Consider the following 25,638-nt stretch of genomic DNA (forward strand, 5'->3'; position numbering starts at 1 on the left):
AGATGATCCACAGTGACTCTCGTGAGGGATTCTTCGCGAGGGCCGCTGTTTCTTGCTCGTCGGGAACGCCTATCCCCGGGATGGCGGTATCCGCTCAACCCGAGAAATTGTCTATCTGGATGGCATCAGCATATTCCGCCGCGTTCTGTCGAGTTTCCGCAGCTGTACGTCGTGGCAGCCTCGAGGAACAGGGAACCATTGATCAGCGTGAATACGCAGACCAGTGCGTCGCGGCCGTGTTCATCCATGAAGGTGGCCCTGTGGGTGCCCAAAACTCGGCCGCCCTCTGCGACCTGCGTGTACTCGTGGATCACGCCACCGAGTAGATCTCGACGGATGACCTTGCCGTCCGGGCCGTCCGGGTCGGGGAGTGGTCGCAGGGGTGCTGCTTGGTGGAGGGCGCGGTGGGGGCGGTGGGTGTTGAAGTGCGTTTCGTATGTGGCCAGCACGTTGCGCAGGTGCCGTTCGTTGGTGATCAGTGTGCGGTCGAGGAGTTCTCGGCGGCATCCGCCGATCCAGCGCTCGATGTAGGCGTTCGCCCGCGGGGCCCGGACTGGTGTGAGCAGTACCTGGATGGTCTCGGATGCGAGGACGGCGTCGAAGGCGTCGGTGAACTTCGTGTCTCTGTCCCGGATCAGGAACCTCATCTGGTCAACGCGGTCGTCCAGTGCCATGAGGAGACCACGGGCCTGCTGGACTGCCCAGCTACCGGTCGGATGGGCGGTGACGCCAAGCAGGTGCACTTGCCGGGTGGAGATCTCCATGGCCACCATGCAGTAGAGGCGCCGCAGCAGGACAGTGTCCACGTGGAAGAAGTCCACCGCCAGGATGCCGGAGGCCTGGCTGCGTAGGAACTCTGCCCAGGTCGGGCCCGAGCGGCGGGGTGCCGGGTCGATCCCGGCTCTTTTCAGGATCGCCCATACCGTCGAGGCGCCGACTGGGCGGCCCAGGCGGGCCAGTTCGCCTGCGATCCTGCGATATCCCCAGTGCGGGTTTTCTGCGGCCATACTCAGCACCAGTTCCCGTACGGTCCGTCGGGTCGGTGGACGGCCCAGGCCTCGCCGTTTGTAGGTCCAGCGGAGTTTGACCAGGTCGGCGTGCCAGCGCAGCAGCGTGCCCGGGGTGACGAACAGGTGCCCTCGTAGGTTCTTGGGCAGCAGCCGGGCCAGTGCCGTGATCACTGCCCGGTCCGCCCACGAGGGTTGTGGCCGGGCGACCTGACGGCGGAGAACAGCGAGCTGGTGCCGCAGTACGAGTATCTCTGTGTTCTTGGAAGTCTCTGATCGCGCCAGCAGCGCGATCCATCCCAAGATCTTCAGGAAGGCCAGGTACAGCAGCCGCAGAGCCATGTCTCAGGATCTCGTCATGCCCGGCCTTGACCGCAAGACCAGGTCAGTAGGGATAGCCGAGTTTCGGGCACCCACAAGGTCATTGCGCCTGCCGAAAACTCCATCCGTGCAGTTCAAGCGGTGTGTTGGTATTCGTGGAGGATTCCGCAGAGGCGGTCTCTTCGGCGGACGTCGAGGTGGGTGATCTGTGTGCGGGTGAGTGGTTCGGGGGTGGTGCGCAGGGGTGCTGCCTGGTCTGTCGCTTGGTGGGGCCGGTGGGTGTTGTAGTGCCGTTCGTACTGGCGGAGCGCGTGGCGTATATGGCGTTTGTTCCAGATGAGGGTGCGGTCCAGGAGTTCGTGGCGGCAGGTACTGGACCCAACGCTCGGTGATGGCGTTCATGCGCGGGATTCGTATGCCGGTGCGCACGACCTGGATGCCGGCATCGTTCAGGATCTGGTCGAAGAGGGCGGGGTACTTCGCGTCCCGGTCCCGGATCAGGTACGCGTGGGTGGCTTGGGCGTCCGTCAGGTCCATGGCCGGGTTGCGGGCGGCTTGGCTGACCCAGGCCGCGGTGGGGTGTGTGGTGGTGCCGAGGGTCCGGATGCGGCGGGTGGCGTGTTCGATGACGGCGAGGATGTACTGACGCTGCCCGGTCAGGGTGACGGTCGCAATGAAGTCGCAGGCCAGGAGGGCATCGGCCTGGGGGCGCAGGAAGTTGGCCCAGGTGGTGGCGGCTCGGTCGGGCGCGGGGTCGATGCCCTCGGAGGTGAGGATTTCCCAGACGGCGGAGGCGGGGATCTGGATGCCAATGGTGGCGTGTTCGCCGTGCACTCTGCGGTAGCCCCAGGACGGGTTCTCCCGGATCAGGCGCAGGATCAGCACACGGTTTGAGCGGACCGTGGGTGGTCGACCGGGCTTCTTGGGTCGGCACGTGTGGGCGTGGCGCCGTTTGATCAGGTCGCGGTGCCGGCGCAGCACGGTGTCGGGCGCCGGACCAGTAAGCGGAGTCGACGCAGGACATGGCGGGGCAGCGGCGCCAGCAGAGCGGCGAGCAACGCCCGGTCCTCTGGAGCGAACTTGATCCGGTCCGCACCGAGCTGTCGCTCAAGGACGGTGATCTGGTGGCGCAGGGCGAGGATCTCCGCGTCCTTGTCGCGGTCGCTCATCGGCAGCAACCGCAGCGTGGCGAACAGGTTGGTGACGGTCAGGTAGGCGAGACGAAGCAACACGAGTGCTCATCCTGCCGAACCGTTTAACAAGGCTCTGAGCTGCGTGGACGACTTTTTCGGCAGGCGCAGTGATCTGGCTGCGGCCGGCGGCGAGTTGGGTGTGGACGAAGGCGGCGATGTGGCGGGGGCTGAGCTCGTCCAGTTTCAGATTTCCGAGGGCCGGGTTGAGGTCGTGGGTGGCGTAGTCGCGGTAGCGGGCGCGTGAAGCGGCCCGTCAACCAACGGACGCGCGACCTTGCATCCCCCGGCTATCGTGCGCCACCCATGCCAGACCCATTTGCGGCAATGAGAGATCAGCACGTTGTCGAAGCCCGGCGGTCGACTCCAACCGCCCAACTCACCTCGCCCTGGATCGGTATCTGTAATGGTCACTTGGACGCAGTGCGCCGTCAGCCAGGGGGGCGGGGCGGGCGAGCCAGGTGACGTTGGAGCTCAATGTGCCGGAACTGGTACGTGGCCCCGACCTGCCGCAGGACGCCGCGGTGATGAGCGTCCCGGAGAAACGCCATCAGACGCCAGGGGGCCTGGCGCGACACAGCCAGATAGCACCGGGTGAGGAGGAAGGCTCCCCAAGCCGTGACGGAGAGGCAGGCCACGAGTCCGCTGATGAGCCCCTTCACGACCCCCGACCCGGCTCCGACGATGGTATTGATCCCTGGCCCGGTGTTGAAGGCGATCACAGTTCCGGTTATGAAGGGCGGCAGAAAGGCGAGGCCGACAGCGATGCGCATGCTGACTCGTGATCCGATGGCCACACTGAACCCAACTCCGAACCCCACCAGGACGGCGGAAACGAGTCCGGTCTCAAGCCCCGCCTCTGTTCGGCCCTCCACGCCACCAGTGATTCCGCCGACAAGTCCACCTAGAACTCCACTGAGCAGCAGGATGATGCGGAATGTACGGCGATCCCGGGTGAGCAGCAGGGCCGGGTCCACCGTCTTCGTCAAGTCCGGGCGAGCCACCCCGATCCCGAACGGGAACGCCGCTGAGAGGGCGGCCGCCGCTCCGAACTCGATACCACCCACAACGCCCACCATGGGAGTGAAGCTGAGAGTCACGACAATGCCGAACCCGATGCCGACCGTGGTCGCGGGCCATGACCAGACCATACGGATGCCCGGGACATCCGGCGGATGGACAATTGCTCCGGCGACTCCTCCTGCGACGCCGGCCACCAGCCCGGAGACAACGCCGACGGTGAGACCGAAGCCGATCCCCGCGATGAGCGTGAACGGCAGGCCGAAGGCGCATCCTGTGGCCGATCCGAGCAAGAGACGTCGGGCGCGTGGGGAAAGGGCGTAACACAGGTCCCACCACGATAGGTCAGGGCTGCCGAGGCGGTGGTCCTCCAGGTGGCGGGCGAGGAAGGCGAAGGTGTGACGCGCCTTCGCAGGCGACCAACAGGGGTTGCTGGCATAGGCGCTCGGGACGAAGGCGTCGAGCAGATGGGCCTCCACATGGGCTCGGGTGGGAAAGAGCCGGGTGTCGCACAGTTCATCGGGATGTGATCGGCGGTCGGGCTCGGTACCGGGGCGGAGGTTGTAGATCGTACGAGCCAGGAAGAGTCCGAGCGGCGTGCTCAGGGCCTGTCCCACGGGGGCGTCCGTGCCCAGTAGCCGTGTGACCGTGTGCCAGCGGTGAGCTGCCGGGCTGTGTGATCCGCCGGCGTCCCGGCACAGGTACGTGGCCGCCTGGTCGGGTGTCAGGGATAGCAGACGGATGCCTGCGGCTCCGTTCAGTCGTGCGATGGTGCCCTGGCGGAGGTGTGCCGCGCGGTATTCGGCAGTGCGGCTGGAGAGCACGACGGGATGACCAGGCGGGAGTGCCTGGTTGATGGCGTCCAGGGCCCGGGCGCGCAGCGCGACGGGCAGCTCATCGAACCCGTCCAGAAGGGGCAGGATCCGACCGCTGTTCAGCAGGGCTTGTGCAAGGTCGGTCACCTCGCCGGCCCGCGGGGCGGGCACCGCTGCCGTCAGCGCCGGGTATGCCCGTCGCAGCTGCCGGGCCACCCAGGAGAACAGTGACTGGCGGCAGGGGTCCCAGGAAGCCAGGGAAAGCAGCACCGGCACGGGACTTCGGGAGGGTCGTTGGTGCAGGAGGCCCAAGAGTAGACGGATCAGCAGCACGGTCTTGCCCGCTCCGGGTTCCCCCAGGACGACGAGGCGTCGGGTGGGGAGGCACCGGGAGAAGACGTCTGTGATGTCCGGGCCGCTGCCGGCCAACCCGTCGGCGTCGGCGGGCCAGAAGGCTGGATCGGAGGGCGGCCCGCCCGGGCCAGCGCGGGCCAGGGTGCAGAGCAGCGACCACTCCTCAAAAAGGTCCGGGTCGCCGGTTTGCCAGGCGATTGGCAGCGGGTAGGGGTCGTGGAGTCTACGCAGACGCGCCTCGTTCTCCCATGCCCGCTGCACTGTCAGGGACAGATCCCCGGCGATGGCGTCCAGGTCCAACGCTACGGCGGCCTCAGCGCGGGCGTAGCGGAACGTGGCCCAGGCCAGATAGGTCGGCCCCAGTGAGGTCATCAGCGCCGCGGCGATCGCTGCGGCTCCCAGATTGAAGCGGATCGCCAACAGCAGCGCTCCCGCAGCTCCGATCGACGTGAACAGTAGATAGCGCCGCCCGACCCATGCCGGACTCGACAGGCGACCCCAGGTCTTCATGGCAACCATCGTGCGCCTGCTTGAGCCGCCGGGCACAGTCGTCAGACGGGGAAGGGAGGGCTGCACGGCTGCCGTAGGCCGGTTGTATTCGGGTACGCGCCGGTGGAGCGCTGGCGGCGTGCGTGGCATGGGGGCGCAGAGTAGGAGGGGTACTTGGCGGACTGAGGGAGCGGGGCCGGGTACGTGCTGATCGACAGGCGGTGGCTCTGCGGGGTGTGAGGGGCCTAAGCGGCGCTGTACTTCCGCCTACGGCGTCGTACAGGCGCCAACGAGGCTTCAGAACTCCGAACCAGAATCGTGCACTTGACTGGGGGGCAAGGGGTCGCAGGTTCAAATCCTGTCGTCCCGACAGAGACGTCGCGGATGGGGGGCGTTTCCGGAAGACCCCTACTTCGCGGTGTGGGAGCGACTGGCAAAGCAGTGACGCGCTGGGAGTTGCCCCCTCGGCCCCCAGAGAGTGACGGTCGGGGAGGTCTGCTGGTGGTATACGGCGTTCGCCGCTTCTGAGCTGCTGAAACGGACGGAAGTGCTAGACAGGAACTCGTGTTGGACCGACCCTGGTCCGGATCTTGCTCTTCGGTGCCGACAGGGCCACCGGTCCCACATGGCACAGGTAGGCAGAACCGACTTTTGATGTCCACGTGGTCCAGATCGACGCCGTTCACGCAGGTTTGGCCTTCGTGGTCCAGGTGCGTCGACGGTGTTGGTGACAGCAACGTGACACGTGAGGGTCACTGAGGCCCCCGTTAGCTAGGTGCTGGCAGGGGGCCTCAGCGTTCGCCGGCGGGCTGGATCCGTTTACACCGATACGGCGTCTGTGGACACTTCGAAGGCCCAACGCGAGCAGCATGACTGCTCGGCCACCTGCTGCGAATCGGTCCCGAATGTCTGTGTATTGAGCTCTGCCCCGTGGCGACCCACGGGGGGCGATCGTGTCGTCTGTCTGCTCGCGGGCCCCGAGGATGAGGGCGTTGGCGGCGTCGAGGACTGTGTCCCGTACGACGCCCCCGACCCTGCCGTCCGTGCGGAGTTCGTCTGCGCCGTCCGGTTGAGGGCGGTCCGCTCCCCGGGCGCAGCCGCTCCGGCCGGTTGCATCATGCCAGGCGGCGAAGGCGAGCCAGCGCGGAGAGCCTGGTCGCCGCCCGGCACAGGACCAGCCTTTCAGGCTGACGACGGTCCGGTCCCCGGTTGAGGGGGCGGGGACCGGCGTGACCGGCGGCAGATGGAACAGGATCACCGCGGCGACGAGGAAGACGATCGCGTTGCAGGCGACCATCAGTTGATAGGCGGTGAGCGTGCTGAGCTACACCACCCAGCCCGCCAGCACGGCACCGAGGGAGATGCCGAGGTTGGTCACCGTACGCAGATAGGCCCGGAACTCCTGCGGCCGGTCCCCTCCGTAGTGCCGGATGAGCGGGGAGCGGGCTGCTGCCCCGGCTGTCCTCGCCCCGGCGGCTGCGCAGACCGCGACCACGAACAGCCAGAAGGTGTCCGCCAGTACGAAGCAGCTGGTGGCCAGCGCCTGGACAGTGAGCGTCACCGCGTAGACGCCGCGCGCGCCGTGCCGGTCTGCCAGATGACCGACGGTGACGCCCAGGACCAGCGCGACCACACCGGTCATGCCGAGTCCGAGCGCCACCTGACCTGCCGGAAGGTGGACCGCCTCGGTGAAGTAGAGCACCCCGGCCGTCAGATAGAGGCCGTAGCCCATGGTGTAGACGAAGTTCCTGGCCGCGAGGACGCGCTGCGGCGGGGTGTCGGGTACCAGGTGGGGCATGCGGGACTCCACGCCACAGGTGGAGAAGCGGGAGCCCGGCAAGCCGGTGGCACGCCACTCGCATTATCAAGAGTGTTGCCCCGGCCGCCCCGGCCGCCCCGGCTGATCAGCCGATGGGCTCGGCCACGATGAGCTGGAACCGCTCGAAGGACAGCTTCACGGTGTTGTGCTGAGCAGTGGCAGTTCCGAGAGACTTGCCGGTGAACGGGTCGGTCAGGCGGTACCGCGTGCGGCCCAGACCGCGCAGCTCGACCGTCCCGTCCCACTGGTCGGCGTAGAAGGCGTAGTGGAGGGTCCGCTTCTTGGCCACGACATGCGCCTCGGGCTTGTCGAAGCCGATGTCGTACAGCTCACCGCGGTACTCGCCGGTGGACAGCATGTTCTTCTCGTACAGGGATATCCACTTGCGCCAGAGGACCTCCTTCTCCGGGGTGAGGTCGGTCGCCTTGTCCGGGGCTCCGGTTCCGGGGAGGGTGAACTTGGTCGACAGGACGGCTCCGACCCCGTAAGAGGACGCGAAGTCGTTCCCGCCGTCGCTCAGTTCGACGTGGTCGCCGGCGTAGCTGCTGCCCGCGCCCATCAGCGCCTTCATCGACTTGCCCTTGCTCCGGACCTGGTAGGAGGACTCCGGGTCCGAGCTGGGGTACTGGTCGACGTAGGGCAGGTTGTGGAAGGCGAAGGCGGTGCCGCAGGGGCAGAGCTCGACGAGGGCGTCGGGGTCCGCCTCGTGCGCGGCTTCGTGGATCGCTTTCCAGAACAGGGCCACGCCCTCGGTGGATTCCTCGGGGCGGGCGTGCCGGTGCTTCGGGTTGTAGCAGGGCGCGACGCTGTTGAGGTGCTGGCCGTCGATCTTGAGCCCCTCGTAACCCCAGTCGCCGATGAACCTCTTCGCCTGCTCGACGAAGTAGTCCACCGTCGGCTGGTAGGCCGGACAGAGGGTGTAGGCGTCCCACCAGGTGACGTACTGCTTGTTGCCGTCGCGGTCAAGGAGCAGCATGTCGGGCCGGTCCCGGAACAGGTTGCTGTCGGGGTCCGCCGCCAGCGGGGCCCACCACAGGCGCGGCCGCAGACCGGCGTCCCGTATCTCCTTGGTGAAGGCCCGCATGTCTGCTTCGCCGCGCGGGAACTTCGCCGTGTTGATGTCCCAGTCGCCCTCGTTGGTCTGCCAGCCGTCGTCGAGCGCGGCCCAGCGCAGACCGACCTCGTGCGCCTTCGGCAGCGCTCCGGTGACCTGCTCGGTAGCGAAGTCGCGCTCGTAGCCCCAGGCACACCAGATGGGTTCGAAGGCCGAGGCGGGGACCTTGGGGGCGCGCTGGCCGATGTCGCTCATGTAGTCGCGGTACCGCTGGAGCGGCACGAAGTGGTCGCCCGGGAGGGCGGTCAGGAACGTGGTGTCGGTGCTGAGCCGACGGCCCGGCTTCAGGGTGCGGGCGGTGTCGTCCTGGATGGCGATGCTCGCTCCGGCGTCCGTCTTGCGGACCGGCATGCGCAGGACCGTCGCCAAGGGCTCGACGTGTCCGACGGAGAGGCCCGCGCCCCGGCGCCAGATGGTCGCCAGCGGGGTGCCGCCGCCGTAGTCGGAGGAGTCCATCCCCAGCGAGTTCTCCTGGACGTAGCCGTCCTTCACCGGCATCACCCAGTCGCGGCGGTCCGTGTACGTGGTGCCGGAGAAGGTGTAGAAGCCGCCGGGAGTCTCCAGGAGTTCGTGGGCTCCGTTGCGCCACCCGGTCACCTTCAGCGCGGTGGAGGACCTGTTGGTGTAGGTCACCTTCATCACGATCATGCCGGCCAGACGCTCGAAGGAGGTCAGCTCGACTGCCTTGTGCACGCCTTCCTTGGACGTGCCCTCGATCGTCACCCGGACGCCCGCGCCGTGGCGGGTGTGCCGGATGGTGCGGGTCCGGTGCCCGCGGTAGGCGAACGCCTCGATGGTCTTGTCGCCCACCAGCAGGGCTTCGCCTGCGTCGAAGCGAGTGAGGCCGATGCCCTTCAGCGCCACTCTGCTGCGCAGTTGGTCGTCGAACTCCAGGGTGATGGAGGTGTCGCCGACTCCGACGAGATCAGGATCCGAGTTCGGTACGGCGACCGCGGGTGAGGCGCCCATGGCCACGGCGGGGAAGGCGGCCAGGCCTGCACCCCCCAGCGCCACCTTCAGTACGCTTCGCCGGTTCGTGTCCGTCATGTCGAACTCTCTTTCGGTCGTGCGTGCCCGCCTGGGGCAGCCGCCTTTTGTCCGTCGTTGTGGATCGTCAAAGTCGAGCCGCACGCTCGCGACGAAGCGACCGTCCGTAAGGCTGGTCGATGCCTGGTCTTACTACCGGTTTTCGCAGTGGGTCGGCTGGGGTCGGGGGACGGCATACCTCCGAACGGGGGACCCCAGTGCGAGGTCGCCTCCGGTGGTAGCGGGCGGGCATCCTCGGTGACCTGCGACAACGCTGCCTCGATCACCGGCGGTTGCCCGGGGCGCGGCGAAACGGAAGGTCGCTCACGGGCGACTTCTTCATCATCGGGTGGTCTGCTTCGAGAACGTAAGCGGTATTCGAGTGGCATGTCAACGGGCAGGCCTCCTGGACGAGGGTTCGCGCCGTCGATCGGATTGGTACGCTTCTGGTATGACAGATGCGAGCGCGTCGATGCCCAGAGGCCTGTTCGGTGACGACGTCCTCCCGTTGTACGAGCGCACAGCCAAGCAGTTGCTCGACGACCTGCGCGCCGCTGCCGCCCGCCCCGGTGACCGGCTGCCCTCCGAGCGGGCTCTGGTCGACCGGTACGCCGTGTCGCGCGTGACGCTGCGAGCGGCCCTCGCGCAATTGGAGTCGCGGGGCATCGTGCGGCCGTCGTCGTCGCGCGGGTGGTTCGTCGCCGAGCTCGGTCTGCTCCCCGAGGCGACGATGACGTCCGCCTCGGCGGCCCCGCAGGTCCAGGGGTTCGCCGACTATGCGCAGGTCAACGGCTTGAAGGCGGCTGGCAAGGTGCTCTCCGCCACCGTTCGCCCGGCCACGGTGTCCGAGGCCGAGCAGCTCCGGATCGCTCCGGGCGCCGACCTGTTCGACCTCCACCGACTGCGCTTTCTCGACGGTCTGCTCGTCGTGCTCGAGCACAACCGGCTTCCGCTGGCGGCCTGCCCTGCTCTGGCCGAGACCGACTTCAATACGGCCTCGCTCTACGCCACCCTGCGCGCCGCCGACCCGCCGCAGCTGCCCCGCATCGCCGACTATTCGGTCGAGGCCCGCCACCCGACGCCACGGGAGATCGAGCTGTTCGAGATCGGGGAGACCATGCCGATGCTCGTCGCGACCCAGCTGACGTCGAACCAGGAATCACGCCCGATCGAACTGACCGTCCAGGTCTACCGGGGCGACCGCTACCGGTTCCGGGCCTCCATCACCAACCAGACTTAAACGATCGCCGCGGGTCTGCCGGTTCGGCTGTGCAATACCAGCAATACCAGATGCATACCAGAATAAGACTATTGACGACCCCAAATAAGACCAGTACTGTCCGGAATGAGCCGCAGGCCATGACGGCACATTGGCTTGATATGCACGTTGAGTAAGGGGTTGGCAATGCAGAGCCCATTGAGCGAGGTGGTCCGGCGTCAGAAGGCCGGACAGCCGCTGGGCATCACCTCGGTGTGTTCGGCTCATCCGCTGGTCATCGAGGCAGCCGTGGTGCAAGCACGGGAGACCGGCGGTCATGTACTGGTGGAGGCGACCTCGAACCAGGTCGACCAGTACGGCGGTTACACGGGCATGCGGCCCGCTGACTTCCGCGACCTCGTGTACGGCATCGCCGCCGAAAGTGGTCTGCCACTGGACCGCGTGATGCTCGGCGGCGACCACCTCGGACCGAACCGGTGGCAGTCCCTGACGCCCGACGAGGCGATGGAGCGGGCCGACGCCCTGGTCGCCGCCTATGTGGCGGCGGACTTCGCCAAGATCCACCTGGACTGCAGCTTCGCCTGCGCCGGTGACCCCGTACCGCTGACCGACGACGTGGTCGCCGAACGCGCCGCGCGGCTGATCCGGGTGGCCGAGGAGACGGCCGGCCCCGAGCGGGCCGAGCGGATCCGGTACGTGATCGGTACTGAGGTGCCCACACCTGGCGGCGCGCACGAGACGCTCGATGCGCTCGTCCCGACCACGCCCGAGGCGGCGCGCACCACTCTGGAGCAGCACCGCAAGGCGTTCGCCCAGCACGGCATCGACGAGGTCTGGCCGCGCGTCATGGCCCTCGTGGTCCAGCCGGCCGTCGAGTTCGACCATGTGCAGGTCGTCGACTACCGGCGCGATCTGACCGAGGAGCTGCGCAAGGCCCTCGACGACGAGCCCACCATGGTCTACGAGGCCCACTCGACCGACTACCAGACCGCCGAGGCGCTCACCGCGCTGGTCGAGGACAACTGGGCGGTCCTCAAGGTGGGCCCCGGGCTGACCTTCGCCCTGCGCGAGGCGCTGTTCGCCCTCGCCGCGATCGAGGCCGAACTGGTCCCGGCCGCCGAGCGGTCACGCCTTCCCGAGGTCGTCGAGGAGCGGATGCTCGCCGAGCCCGCCAAGTGGGAGGGCTACTACCCGGGCAGCGCTGCCGAGCAGCGCCTCGCACGCCGCTACAGCTACAGCGACCGGATGCGTTACTACTGGCCCGACCCTGAGATCGAAAAGGCCCAGGCCCGGCTGATGGACAACCTCTCGGCCGTGGACATCCCCCTGCCGCTGCTCAGCGCCCACCTCCCACTCCAGTACGCCCGCGTCCGCCACGGCGAGCTCGCCGCCCGGCCGCGCGACCTGGCCGTGGACCACGTCCGCGACGTTCTGCGCGACTACGACCGCGCCTCCCACCCCCACCTGATGGAGCACGTGTGACCACGCCCTCCGGCACCCTGTCCCTGGACGACGGCGCCGCCCACACCGTCCGCGAGATCACCCAGCAGCCCGCCCTGTGGCGGGAGGTCGACCGGATCGTCGCAGCCTCCCGGGAGTCGCTGGACGCCTTCGTGCGTCCGCTCGTCGCCCGCGGTGACCTGCGCGTCGTCCTCACCGGTGCCGGCACCTCCGCATTCGCCGGCCAGGTGCTCAAGACCGCCCTGGCCCGGCGCCTGGGACGCCGCGTCGACGCGGTCCCCACCACGGACCTCGTCGCCGACCCCCGCGGCTGTCTCGCCGAGGACGTTCCCACGCTGCTGGTCTCCTTCGCGCGCTCGGGTGACAGCCCCGAGTCCGTGGCCGCCGCCGCCCTGGCCGACCAGGTCCTCTCCGAGGTGCACCACCTCGTGATCACCTGCAACGAGCAGGGCCGCCTGGCCCGCGAGCACGCGGAGCTGCCGAAGTCCCACGTGCTGCTGATGCCGCCCGCGTCCAACGACCGCGGTTTCGCCATGACGTCGAGCTTCACGTGCATGACGCTCGCGGCACTGCTCGCTCTCGGCGGCAGCGCCTACGACGGGGTCGCCGAACGCCTGGCCGAGGCGGTCGAGTCGATCTGCGAGAGCGACGCCGTGGACCGCACCGTCGGCGCCCTCGTGGCCCGCGCGCCCGAGCGCATCGTCTTCCTGGGCAGCGGCCCGCTGAAGGGCCTGGCCGAGGAGTCGGCGCTGAAGGTGCTCGAACTCACCGGTGGGAGGCTCATGGCCGTCTCGGAGACCTCGCTGGGATTCCGGCACGGCCCCAAGGCGGTGCTCAACGACCGTTCGGTCGCCGTGGTCTACATGTCGAACGATCCCTACACCCGCAAGTACGACCAGGACATCTCCGCGGAGCTGCGCGGAAATCTTCCCGCCGGCAGCGTCGTCACAGTCTCCGCGGGCCCCGACGCGGAAGCGGACGGCAACGACGCCTGGCCGTTGCCGGGCCTCGATGGCGTCGAGGACGTCGCCCTGGCGCTGTCCGCTGTGGTGTACGCCCAGCTCATCGCCCTGCGCGCCGCCCAGGCCCGGGGCCTGCGGGCCGACAACCCGTTCCCCTCGGGCGAGGTCAACCGCGTCGTGCAGGGCGTGACCCTGCACTCCTTGCACAACTGATCAAAGGCATCAACGGCGCGGATCCAGGGCGCCGGACGGAGGTACAACGATGTTCCTAGGTGTCGACGGTGGCGGTACGAAAACCGCATTCTGCCTGGTCGACCGGGGCGGACAAGTCGTGGCGCGAGCGCAGGCGGCAAGTTCGTACTACTTCTCCCACGGCATCGAGCTCGTCGAGCGTGTGCTGGGGGAAGGCGTCGACGCAGTCTGTGCGGCGGCCGAGCTGACCCCCGCCGACATCGAGTACGCCTTTTTCGGCTTGCCCGGTTACGGGGAGGCGGCCCGCGATCTGCCCGCCCTGAACGCGACCCCGCGAGCCGTGCTCGGACACGACCGCTACGCCTGCGACAACGACATGGTCTGCGGCTGGGCCGGTTCACTGGGCGCAGTCGACGGCATCAACGTCATCAGCGGCACCGGCTCCATGACCTACGGCGAGCGGCTGGGCCGGGGCGTGCGCGTCGGTGGCTGGAGCGAGATGTTCGGCGATGAGGGATCGGCGCACTGGATCGCGGTCCGCGGCCTCAACGCCTTCTCGCGGATGGGCGACGGACGGCTCCCCGAGGGCCCCCTGGCCGAGGTGTTCCGGCGCCACCTGGATCTCGCGTCCGACCTCGACGTGATCGACGTCGTCCACAACCAGTGGCAGGGCGACCGCGGCCGGATCGCCGCGCTCAGCCGCTCGGTGGCCGAGGCGGCCGGTCTGGGAGACGAGGCCGCCTCGGCGATCCTCGCCGAGGCCGGCCGGGAACTCGCCCTGCTCGTCGAAGTCACCCGCGAGCGGCTGGAGTTCGGCCAGGACGAGACCGTACCGGTCTCCTACTCGGGCGGCACCTTCGGCGCGGACGCGGTTCTGGAGGCGTTCGCCACCGGACTGAAGAGTCGTTTCACCCACTACGAATTGCGACGCCCTCTGTACGAGCCCGTCGTAGGTGCCGCCCTGTACGCGGCGAAAATCGCCGAATCCCCGCTCGACCAGCCCGCGCTCGACGCGCTGCGCATGGCCTCCGGGGTCTCTGCCTCAAGAGGGGAAGACCGATGAACAGAGGCACGAAGAGCTGGATCCTGTACGCGTCGCTGCTGGTCCTGTTCTGGGGTGTGTGGGGCGCCTTCTCCAGCGAGCCGAACAGCAGGTACGGCTACCCCAACGAGATGATCTACATCATCTGGGCCTTCACGATGCTCATACCCGCGTACTTCGCGATGCGCGGCAACAGGTTCGACCGCCGGCCGATCGCCGCCGTGTACGGACTGATCGCGGGACTGACCGGCGCCGGCGGCCAACTCCTGCTGTTCCACGCGCTCGCCAACGGCCCGGCGTACCTGATCTTCCCTCTGGTGTCGCTCTCCCCGGTGGTCACCGTCCTCATGGCGATGGCGCTGCTGCGGGAGCGGATCAACCGGCTCGCCCTAGTGGGTGTCGTCGCGGCGCTGGCGGCGATCGTGCTGCTCAGCATTCCCAGCGGCAAGGACGACTCGAACGCGCACGGCCCGTGGTTGCTGATGGCCATCCTGATCTGTGTTGCCTGGGGTGTGCAGGCGTTCTGCATGCGCAAGGCCGCGGTGGTCGGGGTCAACGACGCGACGACCTTCGGCTGGATGACCATCAGCGGACTGCTGCTGGTTCCGGTGGCGTTCGTGATGATGGGCGATTTCCCGTCCGACGCTCCGTGGCAGGCGCCGGCACTCACCGCGGTGACGCAGGTCCTCAACGCGGTAGGCGCGTTGTTCCTGGTCATGGCGTTCAGCCGGGGCAAGGCCACGGTCGTCGCCCCCATCACCAACGCGCTGGCCCCGGTGCTGACCATCGTGCTGTCCCTGGCGATCTACCGGACGCTCCCGAACGTGTGGGGCGCCCTCGGTATCGTGCTGGCCCTCGCGGGCTCGACCCTGATGGTCTACAGCGACGAGAAGAGCGGCGAGAACTCCGTGGCCCCGGGCGCGGCGGACGACGGCGCGGCCGTGAGTCCGGCCCCGCAGAATTCCTGATCGCCCACATATCCGTACCGGCCGAACCACGTAGCGGTACGGGCCGACACCGGCCCGTACGCACCGAACCGACATGAATACGCACCGAACCGACATGAAAGCGAGGGGACACCTTTATGCCCCTGGTTCCCACGCGCGAACTCGTCTCGAAGGCTGCCGCCGCAGGCCGGGCCGTCGCGGCGTTCAACGTGATCACGCTGGAGCACGCCGAGGCGATCACGGCCGGCGCGGCCGCCGCGGGCGCCCCGGGGGTGATCCTGCAGATCAGTGAGAACGCCGTACGGTTCCACGGCGGCCGGGTCGAGCCGATCGCGCGGGCCGCGGCCGAGGTCGGCAAGGCCTGTGACGTCGACGTCGCACTGCACATGGACCACGTGACGGACATGCGGCTGCTGCGTACGGCGGCCGACGCGGGGTTCTCCTCCGCGATGTTCGACGCCGGGGCGCAGCCGTACGCCGAGAACCTCGCCGCCACCCGCGCCGCGGCCCAGTGGGCCCACGGCGCGGGCCTGTGGCTGGAGGCCGAACTCGGCTATGTGGGCGGCAAGCCCGACGCTCCCGCGAGCGCCCACGCGGCCGGGGTGCGCACCGACCCGCAGGAGGCGGCGCGCTATGTCGCGGACACCGGCGTGGACGCCCTGGCCGTCGCCGTCGGCAGCAGCCACGCGATGACCGAACGCTCCGCGACCCTGGACCACGCGCTCATCGAACGCCTGCGGGAGGCCGTGCCCGTCCCTCTGGTGCTGCACGGTTCGTCGGGCGTCGGCGACGACGATCTGCGACAAGCTGTTCAGGCGGGCATCGTGAAGATCAACATCGGTACCGCTCTCAACGTCGCGTTCACCGGCGCGGTCCGCGAGGCGCTGGCGGAGCGCCCCGACCTGACCGACCCCCGCCCCTACGTCGCCCAGGGCCGGGAGACGATGGCGGAGACGGTCCGGGTCCTGCTCGGTGTGGTGAGTGGCTGAGCGGGGCCGAAGCTTTCCCCGCACCTGATGTCGCCTGGTCGGTGACGGCGGACCGCGTGGTCACGAGGGCGCCGACGCCACCAGCGCGAACTGCGCCCCTTAGGGATTCGCCGCCGTCTCCACCCCGGCCCCGCGCGCCGTCCCGGGCGGCCTGGACGGCGTGACCGCCGAGGTCGGCGACCTGCTCCACCGCCTCGTCCACGTCCGCCACCTCGAAGTACGTCATCCAGCGCGATCCCCGCTCGGGCGGCAGCGCGTGCCCGACACCGTGTACGGAGGCCACCGGACGGTCTTTGAGGAGCAGCGTCAGACAGTCGAAGTCGGCCGAGACGACGGCCTCTTCGGCGTAGCCGAAGACCGAGCGGTAGAACTTGGTGACGCTCGCGGTCTCCCGCGTCACCAGCTCGTTCCACGCCACCGCGCCCGGTACGACCGGTACCGCCATGCCCAGGTGCTCCGCCGCCTGCCAGATGCCGAACACCGCGCCCGACGGATCGGAGCCGATGGCCATCCGGCCCGCCAAGAAAGCGTGGGCTCAAGGACCGCCGGACGAGTGGCGCAAGGCGCTGGACTGGATAAAGCGGAACTTCCTGCCAGTGAGCGCGCGCTCGGAAGCAGATGTGCTCCGACGGGCGCTGGACGCCATATGCCGGAAGGTGGATGGCAATGCAGCTGCCGCCAAGACCGCGCGTCGCAAGCGAGCCGCCTTCAGCGAGGTGCTCAACACGGCAGTGGAAAAGGGGTACTTCACAGACAGCCCCTTGAATGGAATTCGGTGGAAACCTCCAGCGGTCAACGAGGAGGTTGATCCGACGGCGGTCCCAAACCCGGCACAGGTCGCCCGGCTCATCACGGGCGTTGCCCAACAGCGCGGACGCGGCCCTCATCTGGAGGCGTTCTTCGACTGTATGTACTACGCGCCCATGCGGCCGGGGGAGGCAATTCATCTGCGACTTGAGCAGTGTCATCTGCCTGAGACTGGGTGGGGCCTGCTCAACCTGTCGGGTGGCGTCGTGGCCGCTGGCAAGAGGTGGTCGGACGATGGCGCCGTGTACGAGGTGCACTCCCTGAAGCGGCGCGCGGCGACCGCTACCCGACCTGTGCCCATCCCGCCGCAATTCGTCCGCGTCCTGCGTTCCCACATCGAGCGATTTGGTGCCACGCCGGACGGCCGGCTCTTCCGGAACCAGGTGGGCAACTATGTGGACGCGACGGCCTATGGGCTCACCTGGTCACGGGCCCGGGAGTACGTCCTGACCCGTACAGAACTGGCTTCGAGACTGGTGAAGCGGCCCTACGATCTGCGCCACGCAGGGATCTCGTTCTGGTTGTACTCCGGCGTGAATGCGCCCGTAGGGCTGGGCAGAGCATTGAAGTCCTCTTTCGCTACTACGCGAAGTTCCTGGACGGCGTGCAGGAACAAGCGAACCGTCTCATCGAACAATCGATGCAGGAGTGGGATCGCGTCAGCCAGAGCGGGGAGCCTGCGGGGTGAGTAGGGGTTCTGGTCCGCGACTGGTCCGGAAGAGCTGGTCAGGACTGGGGCAGCCGTGGGAAGTACTGGGAGGTACCTCGCAAACCGACCTCGGTAGCGACCGAACAGAAAGCAAGGCGCCTGACGGGTAAAAGGCCAGGTCAGGCGCCTTCATTTGTGCCCCTAGAAGAAGCCGAGCTTCTGTGCCGAGTACGACACGAGCAGGTTCTTCGTCTGCTGGTGGTACACGCTTGACTTCGCTTCTGACCTGCGACAAAGAGTGGATCCCTCCACTGCGAGGCCGAGTTGGTCCGCGCCTGGTCCGGACCTTGGTGGGTAGTCCGTGGTGCCAGTGCTCTGAACCTCATTGGTCCGCCGGGTTGGTCGGCGGGCGGTTGGATGTGCGGTGACGTCCGTTCTGACCGCTGAAGGTGCTGGGGCTGAGGCTGTCCGCGCGTGCAGGCTGACCAACCAAGAAGCGCAGACGCCGCAGCAGATCGTGCGCCAGGGCAGCACCGATTTGGTGTGCTACCGGCAGATGGAACCGTCCGGTCAACGCACGGCCGCCGGGTCCGTTCGAGGAAGTGCCGGCCCCGCACGAAGGGGGGATGGCCGCAGGGGGAACTTGAGGGCGCCGGGCCGCGGCCCGGTCCGGCGACGGCTCCGCGACGTACCGTCCGCGGAACTGAGTCATCCCCCCGATTTCCTCGACGGCCCGCACCATGCCCTCCCGCAGCCTGATCCATACGGCGAGGACCACACACGGCCAGACAGCCCGCAGCGGTGATCAGCAGTGCCGTGTCGGCGGCCACTTCCGAACCCACGGCCAGGCGCAGAGTGTGGCTGGAGAAGGCAGACCCGGACACCTTCGTCGTGAAGTCGTCTACTTCGGCTCGCTGACCAGGGCGTTTGAGCTCCGGAGGTGGCCTGAACTGGGGTGACGCTTCTTTCTGAGTCTTTCGCGCTCGTTCAGCCTTGTGCAGCTGATTCTCCCCAGGCGCTCCCCACGCGGCTCAGTTCTCCCCAGATTCCCCCCCAGTGAGCTTGCTCGCCAGTGGTGCGCCTTGGGGGTCCGCAGCCCGATTGTCTGGTGACTCTACGCGCTCGCTGAGTCCTAGCGTTCGTGCTTGGGTCGCCTTCCAGGGCGGAGGCGTCTCAACCCGTTCCCGATGACGCATCACGTGGAGTGCGTTGCGATCCTTGAACCTGCCGAAAAGGGTCGCTGACCTGCGGTTTCGCCGAGTGTGCATGATGCGCGCTGTGGGCGTTACGGGCGGATTTTTAACGTCGAATGCTCTCGAAGGCGATTTGACGCTCGTTCTGATGGAGTTTCAGTGCACGTTCGTGCAGGTGACGGTGCGCCGGTTGAGGTCTGTCGGTGCTCCTTCGTTAACTGTCTCTTGGTGGAGTCGTGCCGGTTATGAACCGATTCGAGGCCCAGTAGGGGCGAGGTCCGTAGGGGCTTCGGTGACGGCAGGAAGGCAGGCTCTAGATATGCACTACTGGTCTGCGGCGGTGCGGCTGGCTTCGGTGCCCAGACGGACTCACATTGCCCGCCGGGTTCGCGGCGATTCCGAGGACTATGGGCAGACGGTTATTAGGACGGCGTGTGCTGCGAGGGCCCCTTTGAGGGCTCTTCTTCCCGGTGGTTCTCTACGAGCCGTCGCCGGATTCCGAGCTTTCTAGGATGACGATGCGCTGGCCGGGCCGTGTCTGCACGGCGATCCGGTCCTTCTCCCAGCGTGAGGCCACGCGTTGAGGCGCTTTCGTCAGCGACGCGTGCACGGCATGGCCGTCACTACACACCTCCCGAGCTCGCTTCACGCTTGTGGGGGCTGGCACGTACCTCGCTGGGTCTGCCGCCGGGCAAGCAGGTTCTGCCCGGACTGGTGCGGGATCCGGCGTGTGGGGCCGGAGCTCTTCTCCTGCCGGCACTGAGGGAGCATCTGCACGCGTTGTACGGTGTCGACCCCGCACTGACTCTCGCTGGTCTCCCGAACCTGGTTCAGGGCGTTGACACCGACCCGGCCGCAGCAGAGTGAGCAGCATCAATCTGCTCCTTCACGACGCCCAGTCCCTAACCGTGCACGAGCTCGTTAGGCCGCCGAAACTGGATAAATCTAGGGTCGTCGTTGTCGCTCTGCCGCAATTCACTGCGGAGTTGAGGCAAGAGGTATGCAGGAATTAAGGGGGCGGCCAGGGCGAAGCGACACAGCGAGCCGTAGCCGTAACCGAATCCGCAGTGCCGGAACACCGGCTAAGTCATGCGGAGAGTGACCGACGGGGCCACGCCATAACGTTGCCGGTAGGCGGCTGAGAAGCGGCTCAGGTGGGTGAAGCCCCAGCGGTATGCGACGTCGGTGACGGTGACCTGACCAAGGTCGCTCCAGCGCAGCTCGTCGTGGGCACGGGCAAGCCGGATCTGGCGCAGGTAGGCCGTGGGCGACATGCCGACGTAATGCCGGAAGCCTTCCTGCAGCCGTCGCACGCTGACATTCGCGATCTCCGCCAGGGCTGCCACGGTGAAGGGCTGCTCCGGATGCGCTTCCATGGCATCGACGGCGCGTTTGACCAGGGCTGGGCGGCAGTGGGGGATCCGCTGCGTCAGGGTCTCGCGGTAGCGGTGATCGGCCGACAGCAACAGTCCGTTGAGCAAGGACTCGTGCAGCAGGTCGGAGAGTAGCTCATGATGGATCAGCCCTTCGGGCGTGTGGGCGTCCTCCGCGAGCGTGCGCAGCAGCCGCAGCCAGCTGAGTCCCGGGCCGCTGGACGTGTCCAGGACCGGGGCGAGTTGCAAAGGTGATGGGACAGGGGTGTCCAGCAGCCGTTCCAACTGTGTTTCCAAGGCGGTCCGTTTGATCTTGACCGCGAGGACTCGGCAGTCCCCGCTCAGCCGGTCCAAGACCGTGTTGCGCGAGGGCTGAAAGACCGCGGCGCAGGTCTTGGTGGACAGCAGCGGCTCCTGACTGCCCTGATGCCAGGCGAGGGTGCCAGTCAACGGTACGTCAACGTGATAGGCCCCCAACTCCCCGAAGTCCATGCGCACATCCGTGCCGAACCGCAGGTTGCCGACCGTGATGTCGCCCAGTCTCGCGACCGAGAAACGGCCCGCGAAGGCAGTCGACGGCTGGAGCAGTTGGACGGTGTTGCTGTAGAAGTTCTGCTGGATGACGAGCCTGGCCTCGTCCACATCGGTGGTGCGGACCTGCACAGGCTGTTCGAATGAGGATCGGAAAGTTGGCGCCTGCACCATGGTCTTGCCTCCGCCCCTTTCGCCGCGAGCGGGCCGGCATGCGTTCTTGCCGACTAACCCGCCGGGCCGACCGTAACCGCGGGTCCCCCGAAACGGAGGATTCACCGCGTTTTCTGGCTAGTAACGGACGTGGATCGGCCGGTGCCACGGGGAACCACGATTTAGCCTTCGGCCAAGGTGGTGGTCCTTGTCCGGACAAGGACGACAGCGACGCCCCTTCACCTGGTCTGCAACTTCCTCTCGGTGGAGAGCTCGATGACGATGGTCCATCCACCCGTCTCCGGCGACGTCCACAACGACGGGGAAGGAGGCGAAGCCCGGCTGCTGGTCACCCCGGCCCTGCAGAAGGTGCTGACCTCGGCGACCCGCCGGGTCTCGACGCTCGCGGGTCCGGCCACGTCCACGGCCATCGAGCTCGCGCCGCGTGGACAGTGGCTGGCGACCGCCGGCAGCGACGCCTTCCCGGGCCCGGCTGTGGGGGTGGGGTCCCATGCCTGAGTTGCCGAGGGAGGAACGGCTGGCGGCCGCGCTCGTCGAACTCGCCGACACCCTGGTGCGGGACTACGACGTCATCAGCTTCCTGCACATGCTGGTGGATCACTGTGTGGACCTGCTGGAGGTGGCGGCAGCCGGCGTGCTGATCGCCACCCCGAAGGGCCAGGCCGTGGACATCGCCGCCTCCGATGAACGCACCCGCAAGCTGGAGCGGCTCAGCAGCGAATGGGACGAGGGCCCGTGCCGCGACTGCTTCCGCAGTGGCACGCAGGTGCCCGATGTGCCGCTGGACACCGAGGCGGCAGCCGCCCGGTGGCCCCAGTTCGCCCCCAGGGCCGTCGACGCGGGTTTCACCTCGGTGGTGGCGGCCCCGCTGCGGCTGCACGATCAGGCCATCGGCGCATTGAACCTGTTCCGGGACCGGCCCGGTGCGCTGTCGGCGTCCGAGCTGCGGCTGGGGCAGGCGCTGGCGGACACCGCCACCATCGGGATCCTGTACCAGCGGGCGGTGAGCGACCAGATGTCCGTAACGGCGCAACTTCAACATGCCCTGGACAGCCGTGTCCTCATCGAGCAGGCCAAGGGCTACCTCGCGCACCACCGCGGGCAGGGCGTCGACGAGGCGTTCACCGCCCTGCGCGCCTACGCCCGTACCCATCAGATGAAGCTCACCAAACTGGCCAGCCAGGTCTTGGCGGACACCATCGGTCCGACGCTGCTGCCCCCCGACGGCTGAGCAACACCGTCCCGTCGGCGGCTGTACGAGAGTGAGGTGACGAGGGGTGTCGAATCGGGCGATGACCGCGTACCTGCGCGGCCTGCATACCCAGTCGGGGCCGGAACTGGCCGCGCTGCCGCTGGCCGCCTGCGCGCGGGAGCTGGGCCTGGACGGCTTGGCGCTGCTGCTGACGGCCCAGGACCGGGCGCCGGAACTGGTGCAGTCCTTCGGCCCGCTCGCCGGGCAGCTGGAGGACCGGCAGCTCACCCAGGGGCAGGGGCCCAGCCGGGACGCTGCCCGCACCGGGGCCCTCCTGCTGCTGCCCGACCTCACCAACCCGGCCGGCTTCGCCACCACCCGCTGGCCCCAACTGCCCAGCGCCGTCCAGAACCCTTCGGTTCAGGTCTCGGCCGTGATGAGGCTGGGGTGGTGCGGGTCTAGCTTGCGGGCAGCGTGATGCCCTTCGGAGGCGTTGCCCACTGGTTCTTGCCGTGCCGCGCGATGGCCGTACGGAACGCGGTGACGTCCTATCCTGCCCAGCTTCCTCGCGTACCTGCCTGCGCAGCCGGCGGTGCAGCTCTTTCGCCAAAGCCTTGTCCCGCCAGCGGCGGTAGGTATAGACACGGCCCCAGTAGGGGAAGTCCGCAGGCGTCGCCCGCCACTTGATCTTTTCGTTGACGAGACACCGGATCGCATCGAGAGTCTGGCGGTGGCAATAGCCCTCCGGCTGCAAGATAGAGGCAGCGCTTAGAAGAAGCCGAGCTTCTTCGGGGAGTACGACACCAGGAGGTTCTTCGTCTGCTGATAGTGCTCCAGCATCATCTTGTGCGTCTCGCGCCCGATCCCGGACTGCTTGTAGCCGCCGAATGCCGCGTGCGCGGGATACGCGTGGTAGCAGTTCGTCCAGACCCGGCCCGCCTGGATCGCGCGGCCCGCTCGGTAGGCGGTGTTCATGTCGCGTGTCCACACTCCGGCGCCCAGGCCGTACAGCGTGTCGTTGGCCGTCTTGATGGCGTCGTCGAAGTCGCTGAACGACGCGACCGATACCACCGGGCCGAAGATCTCCTCCTGGAAGATCCGCATGCGGTTGTCGCCCTCGAAGATCGTTGGCTGTACGTAGTAGCCGCCGGCCAACTCCCCGTCGTACGTGATGCGGTGGCCGCCCGTCAGGACCTTGGCGCCCTCCTGCTGGCCGATGTCCAGATAGGAGAGGATCTTCTCCAGCTGGTCGTTGGAGGCCTGGGCGCCGATCATCGTGTCGGTGTCCAGCGGGTGGCCCGGCACGATCTGCTCCGTGCGGGCGACCGCCGCCTCCATGAACTCGCTGTAGTGACCTCGTTGGACCAGGGCGCGCGACGGGCAGGTACAGACCTCGCCGTTGTTGAGGGCGAACATGGTGAAGCCCTCGAGTGCCTTGTCGCGGAAGTCGTCGTTGGCGGCCCACACGTCGTCGAAGAAGATGTTCGGCGACTTTCCGCCCAGCTCCAGCGTCACCGGCTTGATGTTCTCCGAGGCGTACTGCATGATCAGCCGCCCCGTCGTGGTCTCACCGGTGAAGGCGACCTTCGCGACGCGCGGGCTGGAGGCCAGGGGCTTGCCCGCCTCGACGCCGAAGCCGTTGAGGATGTTGACGACACCCGGCGGCAGCAGGTCGGCCACCAGGCTCATCCAGTAGTGGATGGAGGCGGGGGTCTGCTCGGCGGGCTTGAGGACGACCGCGTTGCCCGCCGCGAGAGCGGGTGCGAGCTTCCATGTCGCCATCAGGATGGGGAAGTTCCACGGGATGATCTGCGCGACGACGCCGAGCGGCTCGTGGAAGTGGTACGCGATGGTGTCTTCGTCCACCTCGCTCAGCGACCCCTCCTGCGCGCGTAGGACCCCCGCGAAGTAGCGGAAATGGTCGATGGCGAGCGGGATGTCGGCGGCCAGTGTCTCGCGGACCGGCTTGCCGTTCTCCCAGCTCTCGGCCACCGCGAGCTGTTCGAGGTTCGCCTCCATGCGGTCGGCGATCTTCCGCAGGACGTCCGCACGCTCGGTCGGGGAGGTGCGGCCCCAGACGGGTGCGGCGGCGTGCGCCGCGTCCAGGGCGCGCTCCACGTCCTCGGCTGTACCCCGGGCGATCTCGGTGAAGGGCTGCCCGTTGACCGGGCTCGGGTTCTCGAAGTACTGGCCGCGGGCGGGCGGAACGTACTCGCCGCCGATGAAGTGGTCATAGCGGGCCTGGTAGGAGACAACTGCGCCGTCGGTGCCGGGCGCTGCGTAACGGGTCATCTTGCTGGCCTCCCGGGGAAGGCTGCCCGCCGTTGGGCAGCTCTCGCCCGGAGAGTAGGAGCGCGGACGTTGCAGGTACGTTGCGGAAGTCGACCGGCGGGTTCAGGTCTGCTACCCCGCGTCAGTCAACTCCGCGTCCAGCTCGCGGAGGCGGGCCAGTACCGGCGGGGTCGCCCGTACCTGCGCAAGGGTGCGCCACACCGTTAGGTCGTCCTCGCCCCACGGGGTGTGCACCCAGTCGGTCAGGAGGTCGGGGTCGCGGCGTGCGATGAGCGCGGCCCGCAGCTGATCGGCGACCCTGCGCCGCAGCCGCGCCACGGCAGGTGCCTGCGAAGAGGGCAGAAGCGGACCCGCGTACGCGGTGGCGGCCGCGGTGACCGCCCCCGAACCGAGCTGTCGCTCGACGGCGTCGACATCCGACTCGACGGGCACCGCGAGCCGGTACGGGCGTGACCTCAGCAGCTCCGGCCCAAGGAGCCGCCGAAGCCGGGCCAGTTCGGCCCGCAGTGTCACGGGCGTCACCGACTCGTCCTCGTACAGCGCGCACAGCAGCTCGTCGCCGGTCAGTCCCTCCGGGTGCCGGGCGAGCAGGAGAAGGATCTCGCTGTGCCTACGGCTCAGCCGCATCTTGTTGCCGCCATTCAGTAGCAGTGCCTCATCACGGCCGAGTGCGGTGAGTCCCACGGTGTCCCTGGTCTTCACCGGCGGTGTCAGCAGAGCCAGTTGGGACTCCGCCGCCCGAGCGACCGCCTGCACGAAGGCCAGGCTGTGCGGATGAGCGAGACGGTCGCCCCCGGTGATATCCACCGCTCCGAGCAGGTGTCCGGTCCGCGGATCGTGCACCGGAGCCGCCGCGCACGTCCACGGCTGGACGCGCCGGATGAAGTGCTCGGCGGCGAAGACCTGCACAGGCCGATCCACCGCCACCGCCGTACCGGGAGCATTTGTCCCCATCGCTGTCTCCGCCCACCGCGCGCCGGGCACGAAGTTCATCCGCCCCGCCTTCTGCCGGGTCGCGGAGTGGCCCTCGACCCAGAGCAGCCTGCCGTGCGCGTCGCACACCGCGAGGAGGTGCTCACCGTCCATCGCGAACGTGCCCATCAACTCACGGAACAGCGGCATCACCCCGGCCAGTGGATGCTCGGCCCGATACGAGCCGAGGTCACCGTCGGTGAGCTCCACCGCCGCGCCGGTGTCCTCCGGGCTGACCCTGGCCCTGGCCGAACGCCGCCACGAGTCGGCCACCACGGAACGCACCGGCCGCGCTACCGTCCCTGCCTCGGTGAACCTCTCGTGGGCGCGCCGCAGTATCCGCATCCGCTCGGCAGGATCGGCACCTGCCTCCAGGGCCACCCATGGTTCGGTCAATTCGGCCTCCCGGGACAGCGATGCGGTGCTGCTATCGTCGCCCCCGTGAGCGTGCCCCGACAAGCACCCCGACAAGCGCCTCGGCGTGAGCC

At 68.0% G+C, this 25,638-nt stretch carries 18 protein-coding genes and 2 pseudogenes; 11 read left to right on the forward strand and 9 right to left on the reverse strand.

The window, feature by feature from the left end; all coding sequences use genetic code 11:
• Positions 1-125: 125 nt before the first annotated feature.
• Both ACFQ7F_RS00780 and ACFQ7F_RS00785 read right to left on the reverse strand, forming a co-directional pair.
• A complete protein-coding gene (locus ACFQ7F_RS00780) occupies positions 126-1,349 on the reverse strand; it encodes an integrase core domain-containing protein (protein ID WP_383264001.1) in 1,224 nt (407 codons plus the stop codon).
• A 113-nt stretch (positions 1,350-1,462) separates the two neighbouring features.
• Positions 1,463-2,560 (reverse strand): annotated as a pseudogene (locus ACFQ7F_RS00785) (integrase core domain-containing protein).
• Positions 2,561-2,603: 43 nt separating this feature from the next.
• Between ACFQ7F_RS00785 and ACFQ7F_RS00790 the strand changes: the two are divergent.
• Positions 2,604-2,765, forward strand: a complete 162-nt coding sequence (locus tag ACFQ7F_RS00790; protein ID WP_383264004.1) for a hypothetical protein — start codon at positions 2,604-2,606, stop codon at positions 2,763-2,765.
• A gap of 184 nt (positions 2,766-2,949) precedes the next feature.
• Here ACFQ7F_RS00790 and ACFQ7F_RS00795 read toward each other — a convergent pair whose 3' ends face one another.
• The 3 genes from ACFQ7F_RS00795 to ACFQ7F_RS00805 form a co-directional block, all read right to left on the reverse strand.
• The gene (locus ACFQ7F_RS00795) at positions 2,950-5,217 is read right to left on the reverse strand and encodes an NACHT domain-containing protein (protein ID WP_383264006.1); all 2,268 of its coding nucleotides are present in this window, start codon (positions 5,215-5,217) and stop codon (positions 2,950-2,952) included.
• Between the two features lie 1,303 nt (positions 5,218-6,520).
• The gene (locus tag ACFQ7F_RS00800; protein ID WP_383264009.1) at positions 6,521-6,994 is read right to left on the reverse strand and encodes an MFS transporter; all 474 of its coding nucleotides are present in this window, start codon (positions 6,992-6,994) and stop codon (positions 6,521-6,523) included.
• 106 nt (positions 6,995-7,100) lie between these two features.
• Positions 7,101-9,176, reverse strand: coding sequence for a glycoside hydrolase family 36 protein (locus ACFQ7F_RS00805; protein WP_383264012.1), 2,076 nt, complete (start codon positions 9,174-9,176; stop codon positions 7,101-7,103).
• A gap of 430 nt (positions 9,177-9,606) precedes the next feature.
• Here ACFQ7F_RS00805 and ACFQ7F_RS00810 point away from each other — a divergent pair, with 430 nt between their 5' ends.
• From ACFQ7F_RS00810 to ACFQ7F_RS00835, 6 genes are all read left to right on the forward strand, one after another.
• Complete coding sequence (locus ACFQ7F_RS00810) at positions 9,607-10,395, forward strand: GntR family transcriptional regulator (protein WP_383264014.1); 789 nt, start codon at positions 9,607-9,609, stop codon at positions 10,393-10,395.
• Positions 10,396-10,560: 165 nt separating this feature from the next.
• The gene (locus tag ACFQ7F_RS00815; RefSeq protein WP_383264017.1) at positions 10,561-11,856 is read left to right on the forward strand and encodes a D-tagatose-bisphosphate aldolase, class II, non-catalytic subunit; all 1,296 of its coding nucleotides are present in this window, start codon (positions 10,561-10,563) and stop codon (positions 11,854-11,856) included.
• On the forward strand, positions 11,853-13,010 hold the full coding sequence (locus tag ACFQ7F_RS00820) for an SIS domain-containing protein (protein WP_383264020.1): 1,158 nt from the start codon (positions 11,853-11,855) through the stop codon (positions 13,008-13,010). The genes ACFQ7F_RS00815 and ACFQ7F_RS00820 overlap by 4 nt, the downstream gene beginning before the upstream one ends.
• 49 nt (positions 13,011-13,059) lie before the next feature.
• Complete coding sequence (locus tag ACFQ7F_RS00825) at positions 13,060-14,052, forward strand: BadF/BadG/BcrA/BcrD ATPase family protein (RefSeq protein WP_383264023.1); 993 nt, start codon at positions 13,060-13,062, stop codon at positions 14,050-14,052.
• On the forward strand, positions 14,049-14,999 hold the full coding sequence (locus ACFQ7F_RS00830; protein ID WP_383264026.1) for a DMT family transporter: 951 nt from the start codon (positions 14,049-14,051) through the stop codon (positions 14,997-14,999). Before ACFQ7F_RS00825 ends, ACFQ7F_RS00830 begins: the two co-directional genes overlap by 4 nt.
• Before the next feature lie 116 nt (positions 15,000-15,115).
• Positions 15,116-15,967 carry a ketose-bisphosphate aldolase gene (locus ACFQ7F_RS00835; protein WP_383264028.1) on the forward strand — a complete coding sequence of 284 codons (852 nt, stop codon included), beginning with the start codon at positions 15,116-15,118 and terminating at the stop codon, positions 15,965-15,967.
• Positions 15,968-16,157: 190 nt separating this feature from the next.
• Here ACFQ7F_RS00835 and ACFQ7F_RS00840 read toward each other — a convergent pair.
• A pseudogene (locus ACFQ7F_RS00840) lies at positions 16,158-16,478 on the reverse strand (VOC family protein); the annotation flags it as partial.
• Here ACFQ7F_RS00840 and ACFQ7F_RS00845 point away from each other — a divergent pair.
• The gene (locus ACFQ7F_RS00845) at positions 16,471-17,466 is read left to right on the forward strand and encodes a hypothetical protein (RefSeq protein WP_383264031.1); all 996 of its coding nucleotides are present in this window, start codon (positions 16,471-16,473) and stop codon (positions 17,464-17,466) included. The pseudogene ACFQ7F_RS00840 and the gene ACFQ7F_RS00845 sit on opposite strands and share 8 nt — an antisense overlap.
• 2,232 nt (positions 17,467-19,698) lie before the next feature.
• Here the strand turns inward: ACFQ7F_RS00845 and ACFQ7F_RS00850 are convergent.
• Positions 19,699-20,694, reverse strand: coding sequence for an AraC family transcriptional regulator (locus tag ACFQ7F_RS00850; RefSeq protein ID WP_383264034.1), 996 nt, complete (start codon positions 20,692-20,694; stop codon positions 19,699-19,701).
• A gap of 255 nt (positions 20,695-20,949) precedes the next feature.
• Between ACFQ7F_RS00850 and ACFQ7F_RS00855 the strand changes: the two genes are divergently transcribed.
• The 3 genes from ACFQ7F_RS00855 to ACFQ7F_RS00865 all read left to right on the forward strand — a co-directional run bounded on the left by ACFQ7F_RS00855 (position 20,950) and on the right by ACFQ7F_RS00865 (position 22,364).
• Positions 20,950-21,192, forward strand: coding sequence for a hypothetical protein (locus ACFQ7F_RS00855; RefSeq protein ID WP_383264036.1), 243 nt, complete (start codon positions 20,950-20,952; stop codon positions 21,190-21,192).
• On the forward strand, positions 21,185-21,925 hold the full coding sequence (locus ACFQ7F_RS00860) for an ANTAR domain-containing protein (protein WP_383264038.1): 741 nt from the start codon (positions 21,185-21,187) through the stop codon (positions 21,923-21,925). Before ACFQ7F_RS00855 ends, ACFQ7F_RS00860 begins: the two co-directional genes overlap by 8 nt.
• Positions 21,926-21,986: 61 nt before the next feature.
• Positions 21,987-22,364: a hypothetical protein gene (locus ACFQ7F_RS00865; RefSeq protein ID WP_383264041.1), complete on the forward strand. Its 378-nt coding sequence runs from the start codon at positions 21,987-21,989 to the stop codon at positions 22,362-22,364.
• A 290-nt stretch (positions 22,365-22,654) separates the two neighbouring features.
• Here ACFQ7F_RS00865 and ACFQ7F_RS00870 read toward each other — a convergent pair whose 3' ends face one another.
• Together ACFQ7F_RS00870 and ACFQ7F_RS00875 are read right to left on the reverse strand one after the other, a co-directional pair.
• Positions 22,655-24,178 (reverse strand): aldehyde dehydrogenase family protein, encoded by a 1,524-nt coding sequence (locus tag ACFQ7F_RS00870; RefSeq protein WP_383264044.1) that lies wholly within the window; start codon positions 24,176-24,178, stop codon positions 22,655-22,657.
• A 111-nt stretch (positions 24,179-24,289) separates the two neighbouring features.
• On the reverse strand, positions 24,290-25,546 hold the full coding sequence (locus ACFQ7F_RS00875; protein WP_383264046.1) for a GAF domain-containing protein: 1,257 nt from the start codon (positions 25,544-25,546) through the stop codon (positions 24,290-24,292).
• Positions 25,547-25,638 lie beyond the last annotated feature (92 nt).

Origin of the sequence: Streptomyces sp. NPDC056486, from assembly GCF_042795295.1 — a bacterium.
Classification (GTDB): Bacteria; Actinomycetota; Actinomycetes; order Streptomycetales; family Streptomycetaceae; genus Streptomyces.